This window comes from Marinobacter sp. B-12, from assembly GCF_056857915.1.
Window position 1 is genome coordinate 125,391 of sequence record NZ_JBSXOB010000064.1, and the last position, 25,486, is coordinate 150,876.

The following is a 25,486-nucleotide window of genomic DNA, read 5'->3' on the forward strand; positions in this document are numbered from 1 at the left end:
CATGGCAACACAGGATTTTCTGGTCGAACTGGGCACTGAAGAGTTGCCTCCCAAGGCCCTCAAGCCACTGTCGGACGCGTTTACCCGTGGCATTACCAATGGCCTGGAAGAGGCCGGTATTCAGTTCGGCAAAGTGGAAGCTTTTGCCGCACCACGCCGGCTTGCCGTCAGGGTAAGGGACCTGGAAGACGCTCAACCGGACAAACCGGTGGAAAAACGCGGCCCGGCCGTGAAAGCTGCGTTCGACGATTCCGGCAACCCCACCCGGGCACTGACCGGCTTCGCCACATCCCTGGGCGTGACACCAGACCAGCTCGACACCATGGAAACCGACAAGGGTGCCTGGGTGGTCTATCGCACTATCGAGAAAGGCCGTCCCACCGTTGAACTGATGCCGGAACTGGTGGACCAATCCCTGGCCGCACTGCCGATCCCAAAACGCATGCGCTGGGGCGCGCACAGAACCGAGTTCGTGCGTCCGGTGCACTGGGCCATCCTTCTGTTTGGCAACAAGGTGATCGACGCCCCGATCATGGGGCTGACCCCGGGCAACAAGACTCGTGGCCACCGATTCCACTGCCCGAAATCATTGATTGTGCCCACGCCCGGCGACTACGAAGTGGTGCTACGCCAGGAAGGGTATGTGATCGCTGACTTCGCCGAACGCCGCGAGCAGATCCGTGATGGCGTCACCGCTATCGCCAAGAAGGAAGCAGGCGGCCAGGCGGTTATCGATGAAGACCTGCTGGACGAAGTCACCGCCCTCAACGAGTGGCCCGTTCCTCTCATGGGCCGTTTCGAGGAACGCTTCCTGGAAGTTCCCGCCGAGGCACTGATTTCCTCCATGAAGGAGCACCAGAAATATTTTCACGTCGTCTCCGCCGACGGCCGGATGCTTCCGCTGTTCATCACCGTCGCCAACCTGGAAAGCAAGGACCCGCAACAGGTCATTTCCGGCAACGAAAAGGTCATCCGCCCACGCCTGTCCGATGCGGCCTTCTTCTATGACACTGACCGCAAGACCCGGCTGGAGGACCGCATCGACCAGCTCAAGCCGATCGTGTTCCAGGACAAGCTGGGCAGCATCTACGACAAGTCCGTGCGGGTTGCCGCACTGGCGAAGAAGATCGCCGACGCCATTGGCAGCGATCCCGTTCTGGCCGAGCGCGCCGCCATGCTCGCCAAGACCGACCTGGTCACCGAGATGGTGCTGGAATTCACTGACCTGCAGGGCATCATGGGCCAGTACTACGCCGCCAACGACGGCGAAAACGAAGACGTGGCCAGCGCCCTGAACGAGCAGTATATGCCCCGCTTTGCCGGTGACGACCTGCCCGCAACACTGACGGGCTGCGCCGTGGCCATTGCCGACCGCATCGATTCCCTGGTGGGGCTGTTCGGCATCAATCAGCCACCGTCTGGTACCCGTGACCCGTTCGGGCTGCGTCGAGCTTCACTGGGCGTATTGCGCATCATCATCGAGCGAGAGCTGCCGCTGGACCTGCAAACCCTGTGCGAATGGGCGGTAGAGCAACACAACAGCTTTACCGAACCGAAAGTGGCCAACGCGGTGGTGGACTACATGCTCGAGCGTTTCCGCGCGCATTATGAAGAGCAGGGCATCAGTGCCGAAGTCTACCTCGCCGTGCACGCCCGCCGTCCCACACGCCCGCTGGACTTTGACCGCCGGGTGAAAGCCGTGGAAGCCTTCCGCCAACTGCCGGAAGCCCTGGCCCTGGCCGGTGCCAACAAACGGGTGTCCAACATCCTCACCAAACAGGGTGGCGACGGCATCAGTGAAAGCATCGACAGCGAGTTGCTGCAGGACGAGGCTGAAATAACGCTGGCCGACCGAATTCGCCAGCAGGCCGATAAGGCACTGCCGCTGTTCGAAAAAGGCGATTACGCCACTGCCCTGAGCTCCCTGGCCAGCCTGCGGGAGCCGGTGGACAACTTCTTTGATGAAGTCATGGTGATGGCTGACGACGAGGCCGTGCGCAATAACCGCCTGGCCATGCTCAACCTGCTGAGAAACCTGTTTCTGCGGGTGGCGGATATCTCGGTTTTGCCCACTGCCAGTGGGCAGTGAAAATCATACGGGGGCTGGTAAATAACCAGCCAATCCGTATAATACCGGCCGTTGATCGGCGTGTGGCGCAGCTTGGTAGCGCACTTCGTTCGGGACGAAGGGGTCGCAGGTTCGAATCCTGCCACGCCGACCATTTTCCCGCTATTGCCCCCTCCCTCGCAACAATTTCCCTGGATACCCGATTTATTTCCTGCAATTGACATAAAGCTTTAACAAAGGACAGGTACAACGGTGCTCTCATCCCAACGGAGCAGCAGTAATGTCCGACCAATCCTCCCTTCTGGTAGAGAAGCTCTGGCGACTCAAACGCCGTATCGATAAGGGCCAGTGCCCGGGCGTCGACTTTGTCCATCTCAACGTCTTGCTGAGAGAGCCAAACTATCGCAACGACGTTCTGATGCGCGTGGAAGCCAATGGCACACCTGAGCTTCAGACGCTGGCGCGCGAGATCATGGCCAATGATGATGGCCGTCCGCTGATGGCCAAATCGTCGAACCAGAAACTTCAGGCCAGTCCCGTCACGCCCCAGAAAAGACGCAGTTGGTTTGCCCGTCACGCACTGGTACTGGTGCCCGTGATTGGCGCCGTTGTCGCCACGGTCGCCGGCTTTACGGCATTTGAGAATCGCAACGTACGCATCAGCGACGACATTACCGCAGACACCGTCTGGCAAAGCGGGCATCGATACACCCTTGAAAACACCGTCTTTGTGGAGGGCGCGAACCTGACCATCGAACCCGGCGTAACCGTCGAGGGTGAACCCGGTTCTGCACTGATCGTAACGCCCAGTGCCAGACTGTTTGCCCGTGGCAGCCGGAACCAACCGGTGGTCTTCACCAGCAGCAAGGAACCCGGCCAACGGGCTCGCGGGGACTGGGGTGGCGTGGTGCTTCTGGGCAAGGCGCCGGTTAACGAACCGAATGCGCGAATAGAAGGCGTGCCTGAAAACGACACCCGTGGACAGTTCGGTGGCAGCGACACGCAACACAGCTGCGGCGTGGTGCAATACACCCGCATTGAATTTGCCGGTTTCGAGGTCTACCAGAACAACGAGTTGAACGGCTTAACCCTGGGTGGCTGTGGCTCCAACACCATTATCCAGAACGTGCAGGTTCACCGCGCACTGGACGACGGCATCGAAATGTTCGGTGGCACTGTCGACCTGAAAAACATCCTGGTGACCGGCGCCGCCGATGACAGCATCGACTGGGACTGGGGCTGGCGAGGCCGGGTACAGTTTGCCATTGTCCAGCAGTACCGGGACATTGGCGACAACGCCTTTGAGGGCGACAACAATGGCTCCAGCCACTCGGCCCAGCCGCAATCCGAACCCACGTTCTACAACGTCACCCTTTATGGAAGCGGCCGTTCCGCGAAGGAACATCGGGCCATTCTGTTGAGGGAAGGCTCCGGCGGCCACTTCCACAATATGATCATCGACAGTTACGCTATTGAAGCCCTGGATACACGGGACGAAGTGACCGCGCTGGTCGGCATGAAGGCCCTGACGTTCAGCCACAACCTGCTTGCCAACAACGGTAGGCTGGGCAACCTCAACATTGTCAACGAGGCGGACGACGATGACTTCGGGTTCAACGAAGAACTGTGGATACGAAGCCCCGAACTGCAGAACACCGTTCAGGTTGAAACCGGCTTGCAGCCCTCTGTCACCAGTGAGTCTTCGCCGCATTTCCGCCCCAGAAGCTCAGTGCGCGTCATGACCGCCAAACGGCCTCCGAAAGCCGAATTCTTTGATGAGTCGGCGATATACCAGGGCGCAATCAACCCCAGGGCCACATCAACCTGGCTGGACGACTGGACGGCATTTCCGGAGTCCTGACGAGCTTATCAGTGCCTGGGAGGGCGGCTACGCCCACAAAGGAATGCAGAGGTCTGAACTTTTCTGTACCCTGCGCGGCTCTTCGCGAAAGGAACAACCATGACCTCCCAGACAGACTCCCTGGCTACCTCTGAACGGCCGGGCGCTTTCTCCGATAGCGACCCGATCGTTCTGACGCTTACGATTGGCTTCATCCTGCTTTTCGTTGGCGCTTCCATTATTGATAGCAGCGCCGTCGCTACAGCGATTGGCGCCGGATTTACCTGGACGGCAAAATACTTGGGGTCGTTCTTCCAATTACTGTTGCTGGCAACTTTTTTCATCTCACTCGGAACAGCGGTCAGCAAGGCGGGCAATGCAAGGATTGGTGGCCTGGACGAGCCGGAAATCAGCCGTTTCCGTTGGCTTTCAATGATTATGTGTACGTTGCTGGCCGGAGGAGGGGTGTTTTTCGCCGCCGGGGAACCGGTCTATCACTTTGTGGTAACACCACCGGCGTTTGATACCGAAGCCGGAACGGCTGCGGCCACTGCTCCCGCCATGGCGCAGTCGTTCACTCACTGGGGCTTCCTTGCCTGGGCAGTTCTGGGCTCGCTGACCGCACTGGTTCTCAGCAGGGCTCACTATGATCAGGGCAAACCGCTGCAGCCGCGAACCCTGTTGTATCCGGTGTTTGGTGAGAACGCTGTTCAAGGCAAGATCGGTGGAGTGATTGACGCTCTCTGCGTCATTGCCGTGGTCGCAGGAACCGTAGGCCCTATTGGTTTCCTGGCCACCCAGGTGAGTTTTGGCTTGCATGAGCTGTTTGGCACCACCGATGGCTATGGCACCCAGCTCGCGGTACTGATCATTCTGGCCGGGGTGTACATGACCTCCGCCATGACCGGCCTGCACAAGGGCATTCAGCTGCTCAGCCGGTTCAACGTGCTCCTCGCCCTGGCCATCGCCGCGGTGATTTTCCTGTTCGGTCCCACACTGTTTCTAACCAACACCTTTACTCAGTCGTTCGGCGAGTACCTGACGTCTTTCATGGCGATGTCGACGATGACCGCTGAAACGGCGCCGGACTGGTGGATGAAATGGTGGACGGTGTTTTTCTTTGCCTGGTTTATCGGTTACACACCATTGATGGCGGTGTTTGTTTCGCGAATTTCCCGCGGACGCACGGTTCGTGAAATGATCCTCGCGGTTGCCGTGCTCGCACCCATCGCCACCACAATCTGGTTTACACTGCTGGGCGGCTCCGGTATCTATCATCAGCTGGCCGGCACCTTTGACCTGACCGAAGCGTTAAACAATTTCCGTTTTGACGTCGCCACACTGACCGTTGCCCAGGCACTGCCAGGAGGCACCTGGATGGCCGCCGCGATACTGGTGCTCACCACCATTTTTGTTGCCACCACCGGTGACTCCATGAGTTATTCCATCGCCATGGTGGGCGCTGGCCATGATGAGCCAAATCCTTGGATCCGGGTATTCTGGGGCGGTGCCATGGCCCTGATGGCCGCCATTCTGCTGTATATGGGCTCAGGCCAGATCGGCGTGCTTCAGCAGTTCATTGTGATAACTGCCATACCGGTCTCCTTTGTCATACTGCCATCGCTATGGACAGGGCCAAAAGCGGCTATGGCCATGGCCCGTGATCAGGGGCTTGCCTGACAACATCATCACCAATCCGATGCTGCTGTTCCCAGAGCCTGGCGTAATGCCCCTTCTGGCCCAGCAGCTCGACATGGTTTCCACTCTCAACAATACGGCCGCCTTCCATCACCAGAATGGTATCCGCATCCCGCGTCGTCGACAGCCGATGAGCGATAACCAGGGAGGTGCGCTGGCGGCTGACTTCCTTCAAGGCCCCCAGGATCGCCTGTTCAGACAGCGAATCCAGGGATGAAGTAGCTTCATCCAGAATCAGCAGCGGCGGATTCTTGAGAATCACCCGGGCAATGGCGACCCGCTGTTTCTCACCGCCGGAAAGTTTCAATCCCCGTTCACCAACCTGTGTGTTGTAGCCATCGGGCAGGCTGTGGATAAACTGTTCCAGGTGCGCCATTCGGGCCGCCTGGTATACCTCTTCCTCACTGGCCTCAGGCCGACCGTAGGCCAGGTTGCGAAAAAGCGTATCGTTAAACAGCACCGTATCCTGGGGCACCACACCAATGGCAGAACGCAGGCTATCCTGGGTAACCTCACGGATATCCTGACCATCGATGGTGATACTGCCCTGATTCACATCGTAGAACCGGAAAAGCAGGCGGGCGAGCGTCGATTTCCCCGCACCACTGGCGCCCACGACGGCGACGGTGTGGCCTGCGGGAATAGAGAAACTCACGTTCCGGAGAATCTGTCGGTTCGGGCGATAGCCAAAATGAACCTGGTCGAAACGAACGTCGCCTTTCTCCACCACCAGCGCCTTGGCGCTCGGTGCGTCCTCGATGACCGGTTCGTCGCCGAGCAAACCGAACAGCCTCTCCACATTCACTAATGCCTGGCGGATCTCCCGATACACGAACCCCAGTGCGTTGAGCGGGATAAACAGCTGCAGCAGGTAAGCGTTGATCATGGTGAAATCTCCCAGGGTGATCTCTCCACTGGCCACTTCCTGCACTGCCATGGCCATGATGACGATCATCGCTGCGCCGATGATCAGGGCCTGGCCTGAATTCAGGGCAGCCAGCGACAGTCGGTTTTTGAGCCGTGCCTGTTCCCAGTCATCCAGGTCCTTGTCGTAGAGCTCTGCTTCGAAGCGTTCGTTATTGAAATACTTTACGGTCTCGTAGTTGAGCAGGCTGTCCACCGCCCGGGAATTGGACTGGTTGTCACGGGCATTGGCTTCCCGCACGTATTTCGTGCGCCACTCGGTGACCTTAATGGAAAACACCACATACACCACCACCGCCACCAGAATCGCCAGCACGTAGCCCACGTTGAACACTACGAAGAGAATGCCGGCCACCAGCAGGATTTCGAGGAGGGTGGGTACAATGTTGAAGAGGGTGAAGCGCAGCAGAAAGCTGATGCCGTTGGTGCCCCGCTCAATGTCCCGGGCCAGTCCACCGGTTTTCCGGTCCAGGTGGAAAGCCAGCTCCCGGTTGTGCAGATGTTCGAAAACCCGCAGCGACACGCGTCGCATGGCTCTCTCTGCCACTCTCGCAAAAGCCGCGTCCCGCAGTTCACTGAACAGCGTGCTGCCAAATCGGAGCAGGCCGTAGGCGACGACCAGTATGACCGGTATCCACAGCAGCACCTCGCCGCCCTGATTTTCGTCCAGGTAGTCGACGATGTATTTCAGGGCGACTGGGGTCGCAACTGTCGCCAATTTGGAGATCAACAGGAAAGCCAATGCCAGAACGACACGGCCCCGGAATTCCGCCAGATAGGGCCACAGGCCAGCGATAACTTTCCAGTCGGGTTTGTGGTCAGCGGGGTAATCGTTATCGGCGTAGGCTCTCACTGTCGAAAATAACTCCAAGGTTAGGGAGCGCGTGTGGGTGGCAGGGTCTTCCGGGACCGTCAAAAGCCAGGGATGGCTTTTGTCGAGCGTACAGGGACGTATTTACAGCGTGTCCCGGAAGACCCTGCCACCCACGCGTGCTCTGCCCGCATGTATGATAGGTCCTGTTAGGAGTAGAAACCGTATTGTTGCCAGAGTTTACAGTACCCCGAAGTCAGGAGGCACATCATTAACACCCGTCACCGAAAAGCCCTGAAGCTGGTTATCGATTTCATCAGCCCTTACAAAAGAGCCGTTGCCGGCGCTCTCGTGGCTCTGGTTATTACAGCCGGCATCACGCTTGCACTCGGTCAAGGTCTACGAATTCTGGTGGACCAGGGCCTCGCCACGCAGTCACCCGCGATGTTGTCCAAAGCGGTAGGGCTGTTTTTTGTGCTGGTGATCGGGCTGGCTATTGGTTCCTTTGCCCGCTTTTATCTTGTCTCATGGATTGGCGAAAGGGTGGTGGCGGATATTCGCAAGCAGGTGTTTAACCACCTGATCGACCTTCACCCTGGCTTCTACGAGAAAAACCGAAGCCTGGAAATACAGTCGCGGTTTACCGCTGATACCACTGTGCTGCAATCCGTCATTGGCTCCACGGTCTCCATCGCGCTGCGCAACACCCTGATGCTGGTGGGCGGGCTGATCCTGCTGTTCGTGACCAATGCCAAACTTGCCAGCATCATCATCCTCGGCTTTCCGCTGGTGATTATTCCCATCCTGGTTTACGGGCGCCGCGTCCGCCAGCTGTCCAGGCTGAGCCAGGACCGGGTCGCGGAAGTGGGCAGTTACGTGGGAGAGAACCTCACCCAGATCAAGACGGTGCAGGCGTTCAACCATCAGCCCCATGACCGCCGGTTTTTCTCACAGGTGGCGGAGAATGCCTTCGATATTGCCCGTGTGAGAATTCACCAGCGGGCCTGGCTGACCACCATCGCCATTACCCTGGTCATGGGAGCCATCGGTGTGGTGATCTGGATTGGCGGGCTGGACGTGATTTCCGGCCGTACCAGCCCGGGCGAGCTGGCGGCATTTGTGTTCTACAGCCTGCTGGTGGGACTCGCCGCCGGGGCCATTAGTGAGGTAATTGGTGAGTTGCAGCGCGCAGCCGGGGCAGCGGCGCGGATTTTCGAGCTGCTGCAGACACCCAGTGAAATCCACAGTGAGGCAAACGCGACCCAGGCTCTGCCCGACACGCTTCGCGGCGATATCGAGATCCGCCATTTAACCTTTTCCTATCCGGCTCGTCGCGATATCAAGGTTCTGCAAAGCCTTTCACTTAGTATCCAGGCAGGCGAAACCGTGGCCCTGGTTGGTCCCTCTGGTGCCGGGAAGTCTACGCTGTTCGACCTGCTCTTGAGGTTCTATGACCCAGATACGGGGCAGATCCTCATCGACGGCATCGATAGTCGTAAGTTAGCGCTTACAGACCTGCGCCAATGCTTTGCACTGGTGCCACAGAATCCCGCGCTGTTTCACGGCACCATTGCCGATAACATCCGCTACGCCCGACCGGAGGCCAGCGACACTGCCATGGTGGAGGCCGCCAGGATTGCCCATGCCGATGAGTTTATCCGCAAACTGCCAAAGGGTTATGAAACGCCACTGGGCGACACCGGTCTCGGACTGTCAGGTGGGCAGAAGCAGCGGCTGGCGATTGCCCGCGCACTACTTGCGGATGCGCCTATACTGTTATTGGATGAGGCGACCAGTGCACTGGATGCAGAAAGCGAACACCTGATCCAGCATGCCATGCCGGGACTGATGTCCAACCGCACGACATTGGTCATCGCACACCGGCTGGCCACCGTCAGGCACGCCGATCGTATCATTGTGATGGACGCCGGAATTATTCAAGATATCGGCAACCACGATGAACTTGTCGAACGGAATCCGCTGTACCGGAGACTTTCGGAACTTCAGTTCCGGGAAGACATTGGCGGCCCCAGTACGTAGAAACAACAGGGCCGGGTTTTCAAACCGGGCCATCATTTCGTGTATGCTGACAGTACCAAACCGAATTCGAGGAGAGGCAAAGTGACGAACAAAGAATTGCAGGCACTCAAAGAACGTTATGTCGCGGCCGGTGCTGCCAGCCCCAACGAGCAGTTTGCCGACCATGCGACCAATGCCGAGCTCTGGGATGCCGATGGCAAGCGTATGATCGACTTCGCCGGCGGCATTGGTGTACTGAATATCGGCCATCGTCACCCCAAAGTGGTTGAAGCGGTGAAGGCGCAGTTGGACAAGCTGATGCATACCTGCCAGACCGTCATGCCCTACGAGGGCTATGTGAAGCTGGCACAGAAGCTCAGTGAAGTGGTTCCGGTAAAGGGCCACGCCAAGGTCATGCTGGCCAACTCCGGCGCAGAGGCCCTGGAAAACGCCATGAAAATCGCCCGCGCGGCGACCGGCAAAACCAACGTGATCTGTTTTGACGGCGGTTATCACGGCCGTACCTTCTACACCATGGCCATGAACGGCAAAGCCGCGCCTTACCAGACCGATTTCGGCCCGATGCCGGGCACCGTCTTCCGCGCCCCCTATCCGGTTCCCTATCACGGCGTCAGTGAGGATGAAGCGCTCCGTGGCCTGAAGATGGCCATGAAAGCTGATTCACCCGCCAGTGACACCGCCGCCATCGTGATAGAGCCGGTATTGGGTGAGGGCGGTTTCTACGCCGCACCCGCCAGCTTCCTCAAAGAGATTCGCAAGATCTGCGATGAAAACGGCATCCTGATGATCGCGGATGAGGTTCAGAGCGGCTTTGGCCGGACCGGCAAGATGTTCGCCATTGAGCACAGCGGTGTCGAGCCCGACATGATGACCATGGCCAAGAGTATGGCCGATGGTATGCCGATCTCAGCCATTGTCGGTACCGACAAGGTGATGGACTCGTCCGGCCCGAACTCCCTCGGCGGCACCTACACTGGCAGCCCGACGGCGTGTGCGGCAGCCCTGGCAGTATTTGACGTGTTCAAGGAAGAAGACATTCTGGGCAAGAGTCAGCGCCTGGGTGACACGCTGCGCAAACGTTTTGATCAGTGGCAGGAACAGTTCCCCCACGTGGACAACGTGCGCAACCTCGGGCCCATGGCAGCCATTGAACTGGTCACCGACAAGACCAGCAAAGAACCCAGAGCAGACCTGGCGGCGGCCGTTACAAAGAAAGCCAAGGAAAATGGCCTGATCCTGCTGAGCTGCGGCATGTACGGCAATACCCTGCGTTTCCTGATGCCGGTCACCATCGAGGATAATATTCTTGAGGAAGGCCTGGCGATCGTTGAGCAGGCACTGAAAGAGGTGGGCTGAAACGCCCTCAGGCAGGGTCTTTAACACACCTGCCTCTGAGCACCGCAACGCTGGTCAGTGTGAAGCTGACCAGCGTTTTTTATGGGTTCTAACCGTTCTAGATCAACTTCCTGATCTCCTTCCACAAGCGCCGGTAGGCATCGGCAGCCGCGGATGACCGGTCCATCAATTCCACCGGCTGGCCACTCTCACCCATCTTCTCCACCACACTGGCATTGGGAATCAGCGCGTTCAACCCATTCTCGAGGCGCTGTTTGCGATGAATCACCATCTCGCGATGCAGATTCTTGCGGCGGTCCACGATGGAGAAAAACGGGTGCAAACGACCGGGTTTGAGCTTCTTGTCCCTGGCGAACGCCTGGAGCTGTTGCCAGCTATTCAGGGCAAGCCAGGTCGGAACCACTGGCACGAACACGCCATCAGCGGTTTTCAACACCTGCTCGGACAACCGCGACATCGAGGGTGGGCAATCCAGTACGACCAGGCTGGTTTCCTCCGATAACGGCGCCAGCCAGTTTTTGAGGGTATTGGCGCTGTCATTCTTATCCAGGCGGACATCTAGGTTGCGAAAACTGTTATGGGCCGGGATAAAATCGAGGTCAGGGTAGGCACTGGCACGAATGAACTTGCCGATGGGGGTCTTGCCATCCATCAGTGCGGCCAGTTTCCGCCCTTTGATCTCATCCGTTCCTGACAAATACCAACTGGCCGCCCCCTGAGGGTCGAGATCCCACAGCAGGGTGGGAATGCCAGCCTGGCTGGCCAGGTAGGCAATGTTTACAGCCGCAGCGGTTTTACCGACACCGCCTTTAAGACTGTAAAACGCAATGATCTTCATGCTTCCTCCTAAAGCCCCATCAAAACATCGGCTGCAAGCTTAACCGATCCCTCTGGCAAGCGTGTTTCAGTTTAGTGACACGTATCTTAAGGCTACGCACATATCGTAACTCCTCCCCCTGACTACTCCCCGCAAACTGCCTGAAAGGATGTTTTGGCTAACGATTGAACACTTCATGTTGACAATGGACATCCACAACTGCCGTCAACAGGCGGCATTGGCCATTGGATCGTCTCCACAACAAATACAAGACAGGAGCACACAATGATCTCCATACAACGCCTGGTAACCGGTGTCAGTCTCGGCCTGACACTTGCGTTGCCCATCAATACCGCCCATGCCGGTACCTTTGTCCATCTGTTCGAATGGAAATGGAGCGATGTCGCCACCGAATGTGAACAGTTTCTCGGGCCCAAGGGTTACAGCGCCGTACAGGTGTCACCGCCGCAGGAACACATTCAGGGCAGCGCCTGGTGGACGCGCTATCAACCGGTCAGCTACCAGCTCCAGAGCCGCAGTGGCAACGCCAGCCAGTTCGCCAACATGGTGTCGCGCTGCAACACGGCAGGGGTCGATGTTTATGTCGATGCGGTGATCAACCATACCGCCAATGGTACGGGAACCGGTACGGCGGGGTCCTATTACAATAGCGATTCCCTGACGTATCCCATCTACAGTGGCAACGATTTCCACGCCGAATGCAGTATCAACGGCTCGGATTACAGTTCGGATGCCTGGCGCGTGCGCAATTGCCGCCTCGTCGGCTTACCGGACCTGGATACCGGAAGCAGCTATGTGCGCAACACTCTGGCCGGCTACCTCAATCAACTCACTTCGCTGGGTGTAAAGGGTATTCGGGTGGACGCCGCCAAACATATGTCGCCCGGTGATATCGGCGCCATCATCAATCAGGCCAACGGCCCACTGTACGTATTCCAGGAGGTGATCGACCTGGGTGGTGAAGCCGTCAGTGCCACTGAATACACCGGGACGTCAGACGTCACCGAGTTCCGCTACAGCGCGTCCATCGGCAACGTCTTCAAGAACCTGCAACTGGCCAATCTCAACGCCTTTGGCGAGAGCTGGGGATTCCTGTCCGGCACTGATGCCGTGGTATTCACCGACAACCATGACAACCAGCGTGGCCATGGAGCCGGTGGCAGCAATGTGTTGACCTACAAGGATGGTGCTCTTTACAACCTGGCCAACGTGTTCATGCTGGGCTGGCCCTATGGCTACCCCAAGGTAATGTCGAGTTACACGTTTTCCAACGGCGACCAGGGCCCGCCGGCCCAAAACGTCTATCAGAATGGTACAGCCCAGTGCGGTTCGGCCTGGGTGTGCGAACATCGCTGGGACTCCATTGCCAACATGGTTGCCTTCCGGGCGGAAACCGACGGCCAGGGCGTGAACAACTGGTGGGACAACGGCAATAACCAGATTGCGTTCAGTCGGGGCAACAAGGGGTTCGTCGCCATCAATCGTGAAGGGGGCGCTCTGTCTAGGACCTTTAGCACCGGACTGGCCGATGGTGACTATCGCAATGTGGCTGGCAACGGTGCCTGCGTGACGGTGCAGAATGGCCAGGTGGCCTTGACGGTACCAGCGATGGAAGCGGCCGCACTTCATACCGGAGGCCCCTGTGACGGAGGCAATCCCAACCCGCCAACGGCAGGAACAGCATCCGTCACCTTCCAGTGCCAGAACGGCACTACCACCATGGGGCAAAGCGTGTACGTCACCGGCAACGATGGCGCACTGGGGAACTGGTCACCCGCCGATGCGGTAAAACTGGATCCAACAGCCTACCCAACCTGGAGTGGGTCGATCGATCTGCCAGCGGAGACCTCCATCGAATGGAAATGTCTCAAGCGCAGCGAAACCGATCCTGGCGCGCAGCAGCAGTGGCAGTCGGGTGGTAATAACCAGGTCCAGACCGGAGGAGAGGGCACCATCAGTTCCACTTCCGGTTCGTTCTAGAACGGACCTGCCACCAACTGACAACCGGCCCGCATCAGCGGGTCGGTTACCGCCGACCTCGGTTACTCACAATCACGGTTTCATCGTATACTGCCTGACGACTTATTCGGTATGCTGGATTCCACCGGCATCACTTCCCCGAACGATCAGGCTGATTTATGACCGACCCGGAAACCCAATCACCACCGACCCACAAGCCAAGGCCCTGGGTTGACCTACTCGTCAGTATCATCATTCCCTCCTTCATTCTGATGAAATTGAGCGGGGATGAATATCTGGGCAGTGTCATGGCCCTGGTCATTGGGCTTGCCTTTCCCCTCGGATGGGGACTGTTCGAGTTGGTGCGCTATCGCAAATACAACTTTATAGCCGTGCTCGGCATTGTCAGCGTAGGCCTGACCGGAGGTATCGGCCTGATGGAACTGGATGCCGGCTGGTTGGCGATCAAGGAAGCTGCGGTTCCCGCCGTCATCGGTATTGCCGTGCTTGTTTCAACCCGTACACGCTATCCGCTGGTTAGAACCCTGCTGTACAACCCGTCCGTGCTGAACGTTAACAAGATTCAGGCGGTGCTGAAGGAAAACGGAAGTGAGGAAGAGTTCGACGCTCGACTGCTCAAGGCCAGCTATTTCTTCAGCCTGACCTTTCTATTCTCCTCCATCATGAATTTCGTGCTGGCCAAGTGGATTGTCACCAGCCCGTCCGGAACCCAGGCGTTCAATGAGGAACTGGGCAGGATGACCCTGGTGAGTTATCCCATGATCGCCATTCCCTCGATGATCATGATGATCGCCATTTTCTACTACCTGTGGCGTTCCATTCGCCGGCTCACCGGCTACACCCTTGAGGATGTTATGGCGCCTCACCTGGCGGCCCAGCACGACAGCAAGTCTTCTGACACATCCACGAGGAAAGGTGGTTAACTCCATCCAGCAATACTGAATTACTATAAGCAACTGAATCATAAAGAAAAAAGGCGACCATCAGGTCGCCTTTTTCGTCTGCCCGGATAACCCGGGTCCGATCACAAAACCGCCGCGATCACACGTCCAGGTTAGTCACTTCAAGCGCGTTACTCTGGATAAACAACCGCCGTGGCTCGACGTCATCGCCCATCAGGGTAGTGAAGATCTGGTCCGCCGCAATGGCATCCTCGATGGTGACCTTCATCATGCGACGAGTCTCCGGATCCATGGTGGTTTCCCACAACTGCTCCGGATTCATTTCGCCCAGCCCCTTATAGCGCTGGATGTTCAGGCCGCGTTGAGCTTCCTTCATCAGCCAGTCCAGAGCGCCCTCGAATGACAGCACCGCTTGCTTGCGCTCGCCACGCTGGATGTAAGCACCATCTTCGATCAAACCGTCCAGCGTCTCACCCATCCTCGCGATGGCCGCGTAGGAGGACGACTCGAAGAACTCATGGCTGAACACGTGGTTATGGGGAATACCGTGCACGTAAATCACTACCTTGGGCAGGTAGAGATTGCGTTCAGTGTCCTTTTCCACCGAGAAGGTGTACTTGGTGCCGGTACGGGTATCCAGCTGCAGCCCTTCGCCCAGGCGGGCAACCCAGCGAGCCACTTCCGCCTCTTCCTTCAGGTGCTCCGGCTTCAGGGTCACGTTGTCCAGCATTTGCTGGAGTACCTTGGCCGGGTAGGCGCGGGACAGACGATCAATCATTGCCATCACCGCCTGGTAATCCTTCACCATGGTTTCCAGAGCGGAATCCTTGATGGCCGGCGCTTCCGGATTGACATAGAGCTGGGCGCCTTCCAGGGCGGTCTGTGTCAGGTAGGCTTCCTTGGCCTTCTCGTCTTTCAGGTACTGCTCCTGCTTGCCACGCTTGACCTTGTACAACGGCGGCATGGCAATGAACACATGGCCACGCTCTATGATTTCACGCATCTGACGGAACAGGAAGGTGAGTAGCAGCGTACGAATGTGGGAACCGTCCACGTCCGCATCGGTCATGATAATCAGGGAGTGGTAGCGGAGTTTTTCCGGATTGAATTCCTCTCGCCCGATGCCGCAGCCCAGCGCGGTAATGAGCGTACCCACTTCCGCCGAGGACAACATCTTGTCGAAGCGGGCCTTCTCCACGTTCAGGATCTTACCTTTGAGGGGCAGGATGGCCTGTGTCTTCCGGTCACGCCCCTGTTTGGCACTCCCGCCGGCGGAATCACCCTCCACAATGAACAGTTCGGAAAGCGCGGGATCCTTTTCCTGACAGTCCGCCAACTTACCCGGCAGACCGGCGATATCCAGTGCCCCCTTGCGGCGCGTCATGTCACGGGCCTTGCGGGCTGCTTCACGGGCGCGGGCGGCTTCAATCATCTTGTTGACGATTAACTTCGCCTCGTTGGGTTGCTCCTGCAGGAAGTCCGCAAAGGATTGATACAGCTCCTGCTCAACCGCGGTTTTGACCTCGGAAGAAACCAACTTGTCCTTGGTCTGGGACGAGAACTTGGGGTCAGGAACCTTCACGCTGATGATGGCCGTCAGACCTTCCCGGGCGTCGTCACCGGATGTGCTGACCTTGGCCTTTTTACCCAGGCCTTCGTGCTCAATATAATTGTTGAGCGAACGTGTCAGGGCCGCACGGAAGCCAGCGAGGTGGGTACCGCCGTCGCGCTGCGGGATATTGTTGGTAAACGTGTAGATATTTTCCTGGAAGGCATCGTTCCACTGCATCGCCACTTCCACCGCGATACCGTCTTCACGTTCCTTAATGAAATGAAACACGCGGTTGATCGGTGTCTTGTTAGCGTTAAGGTGCTCAACAAAGGCACGCAAGCCACCCTCGTATTCGAATACCTCCTCCTTGCCACTACGCTCATCCTGCAGGCGGATACGCACACCGCTGTTCAGGAACGCCAACTCCCGCAGGCGCTTGGCCAGAATATCCCAGTGGAACTCAATGCTGGTAAACGTTTCCGGGGAAGGAATGAAGTGAACCTTCGTACCACTGGCGTCGGTGTCGCCAACCACATCGAGCGGCGCTTTTGGTACGCCGTTGTTGTAGGTTTGCTCATAAACCTTGCCATCACGTCGAATGGTCAACGTGAGGGAAGAGGAGAGGGCATTGACCACCGACACCCCAACACCGTGAAGCCCGCCTGAGACCTTGTAGCTGTTGTCATCAAACTTACCACCGGCATGGAGAACCGTCATGATGACTTCCGCAGCGGAGACACCTTCTTCCTTGTGAAGGTCGACCGGAATGCCCCGGCCATTATCCCTGACCGTGACCGATTCGTCCGGATGGATGATCACCCCGATTTCAGAACAGTGCCCAGCCAACGCCTCGTCAATGGAGTTGTCCACCAACTCAAAAACCATGTGATGCAGGCCCGTGCCGTCGTCAGTGTCACCGATATACATACCGGGCCGCTTCCGAACGGCATCCAGTCCTTTCAATACCTTGATACTTGAGGAGTTGTAGTTCGATTCACTCATTAGGGTACTCCTGAAGGGTGATTTCCCGGCGTGAAGCCATTGCCGCTGTTATTTCAGAGCGATAAAAGTGGGTCATCCGGGTTCCTGTTCTTCCGTCAATTTGCCATGTTCCACGTGGAACAATCTGTATTCCGGCATGGTGTGCCGCCATAACTCATCAGGCCTGGGTGCCTCTATCGAAGTCACAAACACCTGACATCGCAATTCGTAGAGCTTTTGGGCCAGCATGGCCCTGTGGACGATATCCAGCTCTGCATTGATATCGTCCAGCAGAAAGGTAACCTGCTTTCCCAGATCGCTTAGCACCATGCCTTGTGCGATCTTCATCAAAATGACCAGCGTCTTTTGCTGGCCCCGGGAGAAGGTTTCCGCCACCGGCCTTCCCTGGTATCTCAAGCGGATGTCAGCCCGATTGGGACCGTACAGGGTATGGCCCATTTTCTGTTCCTTCTCCCGGTGCGAACGTAGTACCTCGGCCAGGGATTGACTGGCGTCCCAACCCACGTAATAGTCCAGCTTGAGCCCATCAACCCAGGGGGCATCTATCTCACCGAGTAAACTGTAAAAAGCCTTGGTAAAAAGCCGAAAGGTTTCGTTCCGGGCTTGCGTCAGGCGCTCTGCCAACTCCGTGTACTGGGAATCCCAGACCTTCATCAGAGCGTCATCTATTCTACCATTTCTCAGGATCTGATTCCGCTGTGACGTCACTCTTTGACACTGCTGCCACAACGAAGCAAACGAAGGTTCCACGTGGAACACTGCCCAATCCAGAAACTGTCTGCGTTTTCCAGGCCCGCCGGCAACAATATCAAACACCCCCGGATCGATAACCGAGACGGGCAGATGCCGGGCAAGTGAAGACAGGTTACGAACCGCTTCGCCATCCACTCGAAGGGTGGTTTCTTTAGCGGTCACATCCCTGGAAATACCCACACGATGGTTAAGCTCACCAACTGATGTTTGTTCTCCTCCGGGAATTCCCTGATCCAGACCGCCGAACACCGTGAGTTTGTGTTCACCGTGGCTAACCACCGCCTGATGTCGACTTACCCGGAAGGAGCGGCCAAGCCCCAGGTAACCAATGGCTTCCAGCACGCTGGTTTTTCCACTGCCGTTGGCGCCATACAACAGATTAATGGAAGGTGAGAAACCGACTGGCGCAGGCGATAGATTGCGGAAATGTTCCGATTGAAGTTTAACGAGCGCCATAGGTCACGATAGGTTATCAACCTGCAGGAGACGGGGACAAAAAAGGCAGCGTGCCTTATCGACAACGCTGCCCAGTGTACAAAACCTTGCGGGTGAACGCGATTAATGCAGCATGTTCAACCGCTCGTCCATGAAGACATCCATTTCAGGTGCCAGTATGTGAACGTAACGGTCGAAATACAGGAACTGTTTCAGCAGAAGCGCGAACTCCCTGGGAAAATGTAGCCCGTGGCCCTCACCAATTCGTACCATATCCATCAGGATGTTGTTCACGTCATCCTCGGCTTGTTCAGCCTGATAGGGAACTTCATCCGGCACCATGGTATCCATTTGCTGATAAAGACGTCGCAGGTCGGCTGCCAGTTCCGCAACCTGAACCTTTTGGTGAGTAATACCGATACGAATCATGGCGTCGGCCATGCCTTCAAAATTGCCCACCATGACCGTCGAAATAAAATCGCTGACGGCCTGCCAGGTATCCGGACGGATACGTCCGACAATACCGAAATCAATAAAACCAACCCGGCCATCTTTCAGCACCATCAGGTTGCCCGCATGAACATCAGCATGGAAAAACTCACACTGGGTGAGACTGGAAAACCAGGTGTTCATTGCCGTAATCAGCGTGCGCTCCGGATCGCGAGCGTAACCCCGGATGCTTTCAAGATCCGTCAGGGGTACGCCGTGGAAGCGCTCCATGGTAAGAATGCGCCGGGTACTGCAGCTTTCATAAACCCGTGGCACAGTGGCGTCTTCGTTATGGGTGTTATGGAGAAACTCCCGGAACACCTTAAGGTTGTTCGCTTCCTTGATGAAGTCGCATTCCTCCATCATGGTGCGCTGGATTTCCTCCACGATTCCGGACAACGATGTCCAGGACAGTTTAGGCGCCAGGGTTTCCAGAATTTTTGCGGACAGGTACAGGAAATTGAGATCTGTCAGCAGAATGTTTTCCACACCCGGCTTTTGCACCTTGATCACCACATCCTCACCGGTGACCAGCTTCGCGGCATGAACCTGTGCAATCGACGCCGATGCCAAAGCCACCGGGTCAATGTCAGAGTAAACGTCTTCGATTGGTCGGCCCAGTTCGTCCCGGATAATTTTCCGGATCACACTGAATGGCAGGCTTGGGGTACGGTCCAGACAGTATTGGAATTCCTCCACGTATTCCTTGGGGAAAAACGTGGGGGAGCTGGCGATAAACTGGCCGAGCTTGATGTAGGTGGCACCCAGGGATTCAAACGTCTGCCTGAGCAACCGCGGTGCGGGCGGGCGGTCGCCCCGCACCCAATTCACTCCGGCGCGTCCTAACACCGATACGGTCTGACCGATTCGAAAGGCACCCTTGAGGCTGTTCGTCACCGTTCCCATGACTCTCTTCCTTACTGATCCGGTAAATATCTGGCGGCCACAACCAATCCGGCTCACCTACAGCCGCATCGGCATGACAACATAGAGGCAGCGATTGTCGTTCTCGGCCTCGATCAACGCGCTGCTGTTGGGATTGGCCAGGGTAATCTTGACCTGATCTTCATCCAGCGCATTCATCACATCCACCAGATAGCCTACATTAAAGCCAATCTGAAGTGATTCGCCCTGATACTCGACCGGCAGCGCGTCTTCGGCCTGTTCCTGGTCCGGGTTGTTGGCAAATACCTGCAACTCGTTGGGCGCCAGGTTCAGGCGTACGCCACGGATGTTTTCATGGGAAAGAATGCCGGCACGCTGAAGTGTGTTCTTGAGGGTAGCGCGATCCGCCAGGACAACTTTATCCCCGCCCCGGGGAATCACCCGGTTATAGTCGGGGAACTTGCCTTCGATCAACTTCGAGGTAAAGGTATAGGAACCAACCGTCGCCCGCAGATGATTGTCTCCGATCACCAGGGTCACCGGGGTTTCCACATCATCCAGCAAGCGCGCCAGTTCCAGCACACCCTTACGCGGCACGATCACCTGGCGAGGTTCCGGGCAGCCGGTGGGCAAATCAAAATGCGCCATGGCCAGGCGATGGCCGTCTGTAGCCACAGTGCGAACGTGATCCTTGTCAACTTCCAGCAACAGCCCATTCAGGTAATAGCGAACATCCTGTTGAGCCATTGCAAAAGCGGTGGCATCGAACATTCGACTGAGTTCTTTCTGGGGCAGCTCCAGGCCAAAACTTTCCGCATCATCCTCAACGTTGGGAAAATGCTCCGCCGGCAAGGTCGACAGCGTAAAGTGGCTGGCACCGCAACGCAGATGCAGGCGGTCGCCCTCCAACGCCAACTCAATAGGCGCCTCGTCACCCAACGCCCGGCAAATATCGGACAACTTCCGCGCCGGTACTGTAATACGGCCCGGCTGGTCAACGTGTACCGGTGACACCCGTCCCACCAGTTCCACTTCCATATTGGTACCGGTCAGCGTGAGGGTATTGTCCTCGGCCACCAACAACACGTTGGAGAGAACGGGCATTGTCTGTTTTCGCTCCACCACACCGGCAATGGACTGAAGGGGGGTAAGCAGAGATTCTCGGCTGATCGTCAGTTTCATGGCACTCAGCATTCTTTTATTGGAAGGTGAATGTGTATTGGCCGCCGCTAACCCGGTCAGGTTGTCAGTAGCCGCATAAAGTTCTGATAATCCTCACGGATGCCAGGATCCGTTTCCTGCAGCTCTACAATCTTTTTGCAGGCATGCAATACCGTGGTGTGATCACGGCCACCAAACGCATCGCCAATTTCCGGCAGGCTGTGATTGGTCAATTCCTTGGCCAGGGACATGGCAACCTGTCTTGGCCGGGTCACCGTACGAGTGCGCCGTTTTGACAACAGATCGGCCACCTTGATCTTGTAGTACTCCGCCACCGTACGCTGGATGTTATCTATACTGACCTGCTTCTCATGCAGCGCCAACAGATCCTTGAGGCTTTCCCGGATAAACGGCGGGGTGATTTCCGATCCAGTGAAGTGAGCATTCGCTATCACCAGACGCAGCGCCCCTTCTAGCTCACGAACGTTCGATCGAATTTTCTGCGCAATGAAAAACGCCGCCTCGCTGCTGAGTTTGACGTTCACCTGCTCCGCTTTCTTCATCAGGATGGCGACCCTCGTCTCCAGCTCCGGTGGCTCTACCATCACAGTCAGGCCCCAGCCGAAACGGGATTTGAGGCGCTCTTCCATATCCACAATTTCTTTCGGAAAGCGGTCACAGGTCACAATAACCTGTTGCCCACCCTCCAGTAACGCATTGAAGGTATGGAAGAATTCCTCCTGGGAGCGCTCCTTGCGGGCAAAAAACTGAATATCGTCTATCAACAGTGCGTCCACAGAACGGTAATAGCGCTTGAACTCATTGATGGCGTTTAACTGAAGCGCCTTCACCATATCCGCGACAAACCGCTCGGAGCGAAGATAGGCCACCTTGGCCCTGGGGTTGCGCCGTACAATGTCATTGCCAATGGCATGCATCAGGTGGGTCTTACCCAGCCCCACACCACCATACAAAAACAGTGGGTTGTAGGCCCCACCAGGATTTTCTGCGACCTGCATCGAGGCCGCCCGAGCCAACTGGTTCGATTTACCCTCCACAAACGTGTCAAAGGTAAAGCCTTCGTTGAGGAAACTCTGGTGCTTGATGTCACCCTCAACCTGAACCGAACGCCGTTCGCTGGTACTCTTGGCCTTTACCGACGGCGTGGTCACTGTGGCCGCAACGCCTTTCTCTTCTTCCGTTACCCGACTACCCGCTTCCTCCTGTTCGGCGGCTACGCCACTGACCGCGTTCTCGGAACGGACCACCAGGTCAGACGACCGTGGTGCGGACCCCACCTTCATATCAATTCGAGGCGCCTGGCCACCGTGAAGATCCTTCAGGACTTCTTCAATTCTTCTGAGGTATTTTTCGTTCACCCAGTCCATGACAAACCGGTTGGGTGCAAACAGCATCAGCTGACCCTCGCGGTGATCCGACTGCAAGGGTCTAAGCCAGGTGTTGAATTGCTGGGCGGGAAACTCGTCCCGGAGTACTTCCAGACACTGATGCCATAGGTTGTTCGGCACGACAGTCTTGCCTCCGATGCCTCAGAAATTTCTCGTCACGGATCTCCATGACCCGACGAAAGAGATGACCAAGGATTCTAACCTGAGCACCTCCCAAGTGAAAGGGCCAAACGCATTTAATAAACAGCCTGTGGAAATTTATTTTCTTTTATTTCAATTTTTTACAGACTTACCTACAGGCTTGTGTACAGAAATATCGCGCAGAAAAAGTTACCCACAGACCTGTGTGTACAGAGCGCCCTTAACCCTGTGGACGACACCCCGATGTTCGGTGGATAAATCGCGATCTGAGCAAACCCGCAACTTACCCACATTTCCTGCCTCGAATATACACAGGCCTCAACCCCACTTCTCAACCACTTTATAAACCTTCCAATCTGCTGTTTCTAAATAAATTCCATCGATTTTCCACAGAAAAAGGCCTGCGTAATAACAGTAATAATAATCCTTAAAGAGAATACAAAAAGACTTAATGAATTTATTACCTGAACCCTGAATCAGCGGAGATGGAAATAACCCGTGACTGGTCTCGAATAACCATTGAATTCCACCGCCACATTGCATAGAATGCCGCTCCTGTTTTGGCTGTTCATTTTCCAGCCAACAATTGAATTTCCAACATCTGTAATGTGAGACCGACACCATGAAAAGAACGTTTCAACCAAGCGTACTGAAGCGTAAGCGCGTTCACGGTTTCCGTGCCCGCATGGCAACCGCCAACGGCCGTAAGGTAATTTCCCGTCGTCGCGCCAAGGGCCGTGCCCGTCTGTCTGCATAAGACATTGACCGCCTGATGAAGGCTTTGACCTTTCCAAAATCGTCCCGGCTGCTCAAGCCATCCGATTACGGCAAAGTCTTCGATGACGTACAGCTCAGGGTTCCGCACCGACATTTCCTGATCCTGGCCACACCCAATTCCCTGGGGCACGCCAGGATTGGTTTGGTGTTTTCAAAGAAGAATCTCAAACTGGCGGTACAGCGCAACCGCGTTAAACGACGGGTTCGGGAAACCTTCAGGCACGAACAGGAGTACCCTGCCCTGGACATCGTGGTTCTTGGACGGCGAGGATTGACGGAGCTTGATAATACGGCACTCAATGCTACCCTGACGGAGCTCTGGGCACGCCTCAGGAAGAAAAACCGCCAGCTCCAGAAACCAACCACATCGGAACTCTCCGGTACCGGCAAAGGAACGGGTTAATGCGCAAACTGCTGCTCCTGCCCATCCGAGTCTACCAGTACGCGATCAGCCCGATGATGGCCAGTCATTGCCGTCACTACCCCACTTGTTCCCAATACGCTGTCGAAGCGATCACCGCCCACGGCGCCATTAGAGGCCTTTTTCTTTCGGTCAAACGTCTAATGAGGTGTCATCCATGGGCAAAAGGCGGGTATGATCCCGTTCCGGGCACTGACGTTCGCACTGAGGTAGTACCTTCCATCTGCTGCGGGCCGGCCAGCCAAACCCATAACACTAACCCGACCAAACAGTAAGTTTATGGATATTCAACGCATTGTATTATTTGCCGGCCTTGCCATTGTCAGTTACATGATGGTGCTTGCCTGGAACGAAGACTATAACCAGCCGCAGACCCAACCCGCCACGGAACAGGCCAGTACCGGCACCCAGCCTGCATCCACGGATGACATGACTCTCCCTGGCGAGAGCACCAGTGGCCGCGATACTTCAAGCGAAGAATTCACCACTCCGGAAGGCGACGGCCAGACCCTCTCAGCCTCGGAAACATCCTCAGTTTCAGCCAGTGATCAACTCATCACTGTGCGGACCGACGTCTACGAGCTCAAGATCGACCGTGTAGGCGGTAATCTGATTGAAAGTTCTCTACTACAGCACGACCGGTCGCTCGACAGTGAAGAATCGCTGAGGTTGTTGACCAATACCAGCAAGCGCACCTACATCATGGAGAGTGGGCTGATTGGCCGCGATGGCATAGACAGTAAACGCAATGGCAGTGCACCGGTGTACAACGCGTCTGCGTCAGAATATGAACTCCAGGAGGGCGAGAATACACTGACGGTCGATCTCACCTTCACCACAGACAACAACGTCGAAGTCACCAAACAGTATCTGTTTAGCCGGGACAGCTACGAGATTGATGTTCGTTATCAGATCAACAACCAGTCCGACAGCGTCTGGCAGGCTAATATGACCGGCAAGATTGTCCGTGATCAGGCACCGGACCCCACTGCCCAGAACAGCCTGGGTATACGTGCCTTCCTCGGCATGGTCGTCAGTTCGCCGGAAGATCCCTACGAGAAGTTCGATTTTGACGACCTCTCCGAGAACCCGATCAACCAGTCGGTGACCAATGGCTGGCTGGCCTTCCTCCAGCATTATTTCCTGGCGGCCTGGGTTCCCGAACGTGATCAGCCGGCCCAGTTCCAGTCCACTCGTCGTGGCCCGCTCTACGTGATGGGCTTTGTGTACCCCGCGACCATTGTGGAGCCGGGTCAAACCAGCGAAGTATCCGCCAAGGCCTATGTCGGTCCCAAGATCATTGAGCGCCTTGAAAGGGTTGCCCCGAACCTCGACCGGACGGTCGATTTTGGCTTCCTGTTCTTCATTGCCTTGCCGTTGTTCATTATTCTTGACTGGTTCCACGGGTTGGTGGGCAACTGGGGTGTGGCGATCATCCTGTTGACTGTCCTGGTCAAGGCGGTGTTCTTCAAACTGTCAGCCACCAGTTACCGGTCCATGGCAAGAATGCGAGCGGTGGCGCCCCAGCTGACAAGGTTGAAGGAACTGTATGGCGATGATCGCCAGCGAATGTCCCAGGAAATGATGGCGTTGTACAAACGGGAGAAGATAAATCCGTTAGGTGGTTGTCTGCCGATACTGGTACAGATGCCCGTCTTTATATCCCTGTACTGGGTGCTGTTTGAAAGTGTCCAGCTGAGACATGCCCCCTTCATGCTGTGGATCCAGGATCTGTCGGTCATGGACCCGTACTTCATCCTGCCGATCCTGATGGGTGCCAGCATGATGTTGCAGATGAGTCTGAACCCGACACCTCCGGACCCGATGCAGGCGAAGATCATGAAGCTGATGCCGCTGATCTTTACCGTGTTCTTCCTCTGGTTCCCGGCAGGCCTGGTACTGTACTGGTTGGTCAACAACATCCTGTCCATCAGTCAGCAGTGGTACATTACCCGCAAGATTGAAGCAGAAGTTGCGGCCAAGAAGAGCTGACCGGTCATCCAG

18 protein-coding genes and 1 tRNA gene are annotated in these 25,486 nt (G+C 56.4%); 12 read left to right on the forward strand and 7 right to left on the reverse strand.

Annotation, left to right across the window (positions count from 1 at the left end; all coding sequences use genetic code 11):
• The first annotated feature begins 1 nt into the window (after nt 1).
• From glyS to AC13D2_RS19430, 4 genes are all read left to right on the forward strand, one after another.
• Entirely contained in the window at nt 2–2,089 is a 2,088-nt protein-coding gene (gene glyS / locus AC13D2_RS19415; RefSeq protein ID WP_482939051.1) for a glycine--tRNA ligase subunit beta, read from the forward strand.
• A gap of 56 nt (nt 2,090–2,145) precedes the next feature.
• A tRNA-Pro gene (locus AC13D2_RS19420) sits at nt 2,146–2,222 on the forward strand.
• Between the two features lie 126 nt (nt 2,223–2,348).
• Nucleotides 2,349–3,929: a hypothetical protein gene (locus AC13D2_RS19425; protein ID WP_482939052.1), complete on the forward strand. Its 1,581-nt coding sequence runs from the start codon at nt 2,349–2,351 to the stop codon at nt 3,927–3,929.
• 99 nt (nt 3,930–4,028) lie between these two features.
• Nucleotides 4,029–5,588 carry a BCCT family transporter gene (locus tag AC13D2_RS19430; RefSeq protein ID WP_300495864.1) on the forward strand — a complete coding sequence of 520 codons (1,560 nt, stop codon included), beginning with the start codon at nt 4,029–4,031 and terminating at the stop codon, nt 5,586–5,588.
• Here the strand turns inward: AC13D2_RS19430 and AC13D2_RS19435 are convergent.
• Nucleotides 5,554–7,383 (reverse strand): ABCB family ABC transporter ATP-binding protein/permease, encoded by a 1,830-nt coding sequence (locus tag AC13D2_RS19435; protein ID WP_482939053.1) that lies wholly within the window; start codon nt 7,381–7,383, stop codon nt 5,554–5,556. The two genes, AC13D2_RS19430 and AC13D2_RS19435, sit on opposite strands and share 35 nt — an antisense overlap.
• A 252-nt stretch (nt 7,384–7,635) precedes the next feature.
• On the opposite strand from AC13D2_RS19435, the gene AC13D2_RS19440 reads away from it, so the two are divergent.
• A complete protein-coding gene (locus AC13D2_RS19440) occupies nt 7,636–9,381 on the forward strand; it encodes an ABC transporter transmembrane domain-containing protein (protein WP_421912110.1) in 1,746 nt (581 codons plus the stop codon).
• Between the two features lie 81 nt (nt 9,382–9,462).
• Nucleotides 9,463–10,737 carry a 4-aminobutyrate--2-oxoglutarate transaminase gene (gene gabT, locus AC13D2_RS19445; RefSeq protein ID WP_007152976.1) on the forward strand — a complete coding sequence of 425 codons (1,275 nt, stop codon included), beginning with the start codon at nt 9,463–9,465 and terminating at the stop codon, nt 10,735–10,737.
• A 97-nt stretch (nt 10,738–10,834) separates the two neighbouring features.
• On the opposite strand, the gene AC13D2_RS19450 is transcribed toward gabT, so the two are convergent.
• Complete coding sequence (locus tag AC13D2_RS19450; protein WP_420390002.1) at nt 10,835–11,575, reverse strand: ParA family protein; 741 nt, start codon at nt 11,573–11,575, stop codon at nt 10,835–10,837.
• Nucleotides 11,576–11,839: 264 nt separating this feature from the next.
• Here AC13D2_RS19450 and AC13D2_RS19455 point away from each other — a divergent pair, with 264 nt between their 5' ends.
• Together AC13D2_RS19455 and AC13D2_RS19460 are read left to right on the forward strand one after the other, a co-directional pair.
• The gene (locus AC13D2_RS19455) at nt 11,840–13,555 is read left to right on the forward strand and encodes a carbohydrate-binding module family 20 domain-containing protein (RefSeq protein WP_482939054.1); all 1,716 of its coding nucleotides are present in this window, start codon (nt 11,840–11,842) and stop codon (nt 13,553–13,555) included.
• A 158-nt stretch (nt 13,556–13,713) separates the two neighbouring features.
• Nucleotides 13,714–14,478 carry a VC0807 family protein gene (locus AC13D2_RS19460; protein ID WP_482939055.1) on the forward strand — a complete coding sequence of 255 codons (765 nt, stop codon included), beginning with the start codon at nt 13,714–13,716 and terminating at the stop codon, nt 14,476–14,478.
• 118 nt (nt 14,479–14,596) lie between these two features.
• On the opposite strand, the gene gyrB is transcribed toward AC13D2_RS19460, so the two are convergent.
• From gyrB to dnaA, 5 genes are all read right to left on the reverse strand, one after another.
• On the reverse strand, nt 14,597–17,011 hold the full coding sequence (gyrB, locus tag AC13D2_RS19465; protein ID WP_300495880.1) for a DNA topoisomerase (ATP-hydrolyzing) subunit B: 2,415 nt from the start codon (nt 17,009–17,011) through the stop codon (nt 14,597–14,599).
• A gap of 72 nt (nt 17,012–17,083) precedes the next feature.
• Entirely contained in the window at nt 17,084–18,220 is a 1,137-nt protein-coding gene (gene recF, locus AC13D2_RS19470; protein WP_482939056.1) for a DNA replication/repair protein RecF, read from the reverse strand.
• A 102-nt stretch (nt 18,221–18,322) separates the two neighbouring features.
• The gene (locus tag AC13D2_RS19475) at nt 18,323–19,594 is read right to left on the reverse strand and encodes an ABC1 kinase family protein (protein ID WP_292048526.1); all 1,272 of its coding nucleotides are present in this window, start codon (nt 19,592–19,594) and stop codon (nt 18,323–18,325) included.
• 57 nt (nt 19,595–19,651) lie between these two features.
• Nucleotides 19,652–20,755 carry a DNA polymerase III subunit beta gene (gene dnaN / locus AC13D2_RS19480; RefSeq protein ID WP_036211756.1) on the reverse strand — a complete coding sequence of 368 codons (1,104 nt, stop codon included), beginning with the start codon at nt 20,753–20,755 and terminating at the stop codon, nt 19,652–19,654.
• Between the two features lie 56 nt (nt 20,756–20,811).
• Nucleotides 20,812–22,263 carry a chromosomal replication initiator protein DnaA gene (gene dnaA, locus AC13D2_RS19485; protein WP_288074239.1) on the reverse strand — a complete coding sequence of 484 codons (1,452 nt, stop codon included), beginning with the start codon at nt 22,261–22,263 and terminating at the stop codon, nt 20,812–20,814.
• Nucleotides 22,264–22,906: 643 nt separating this feature from the next.
• Between dnaA and rpmH the strand changes: the two genes are divergently transcribed.
• From rpmH to yidC, 4 genes are read left to right on the forward strand one after another with little or no spacing between them, the layout of a single operon-like run.
• Complete coding sequence (gene rpmH, locus AC13D2_RS19490; RefSeq protein WP_008172542.1) at nt 22,907–23,041, forward strand: 50S ribosomal protein L34; 135 nt, start codon at nt 22,907–22,909, stop codon at nt 23,039–23,041.
• 15 nt (nt 23,042–23,056) lie between these two features.
• Complete coding sequence (rnpA, locus tag AC13D2_RS19495) at nt 23,057–23,464, forward strand: ribonuclease P protein component (RefSeq protein ID WP_300495893.1); 408 nt, start codon at nt 23,057–23,059, stop codon at nt 23,462–23,464.
• Entirely contained in the window at nt 23,464–23,757 is a 294-nt protein-coding gene (yidD, locus tag AC13D2_RS19500) for a membrane protein insertion efficiency factor YidD (protein WP_300495895.1), read from the forward strand. Before rnpA ends, yidD begins: the two co-directional genes overlap by 1 nt.
• A 4-nt stretch (nt 23,758–23,761) precedes the next feature.
• Complete coding sequence (gene yidC, locus AC13D2_RS19505) at nt 23,762–25,474, forward strand: membrane protein insertase YidC (protein ID WP_482939057.1); 1,713 nt, start codon at nt 23,762–23,764, stop codon at nt 25,472–25,474.
• Nucleotides 25,475–25,486 lie beyond the last annotated feature (12 nt).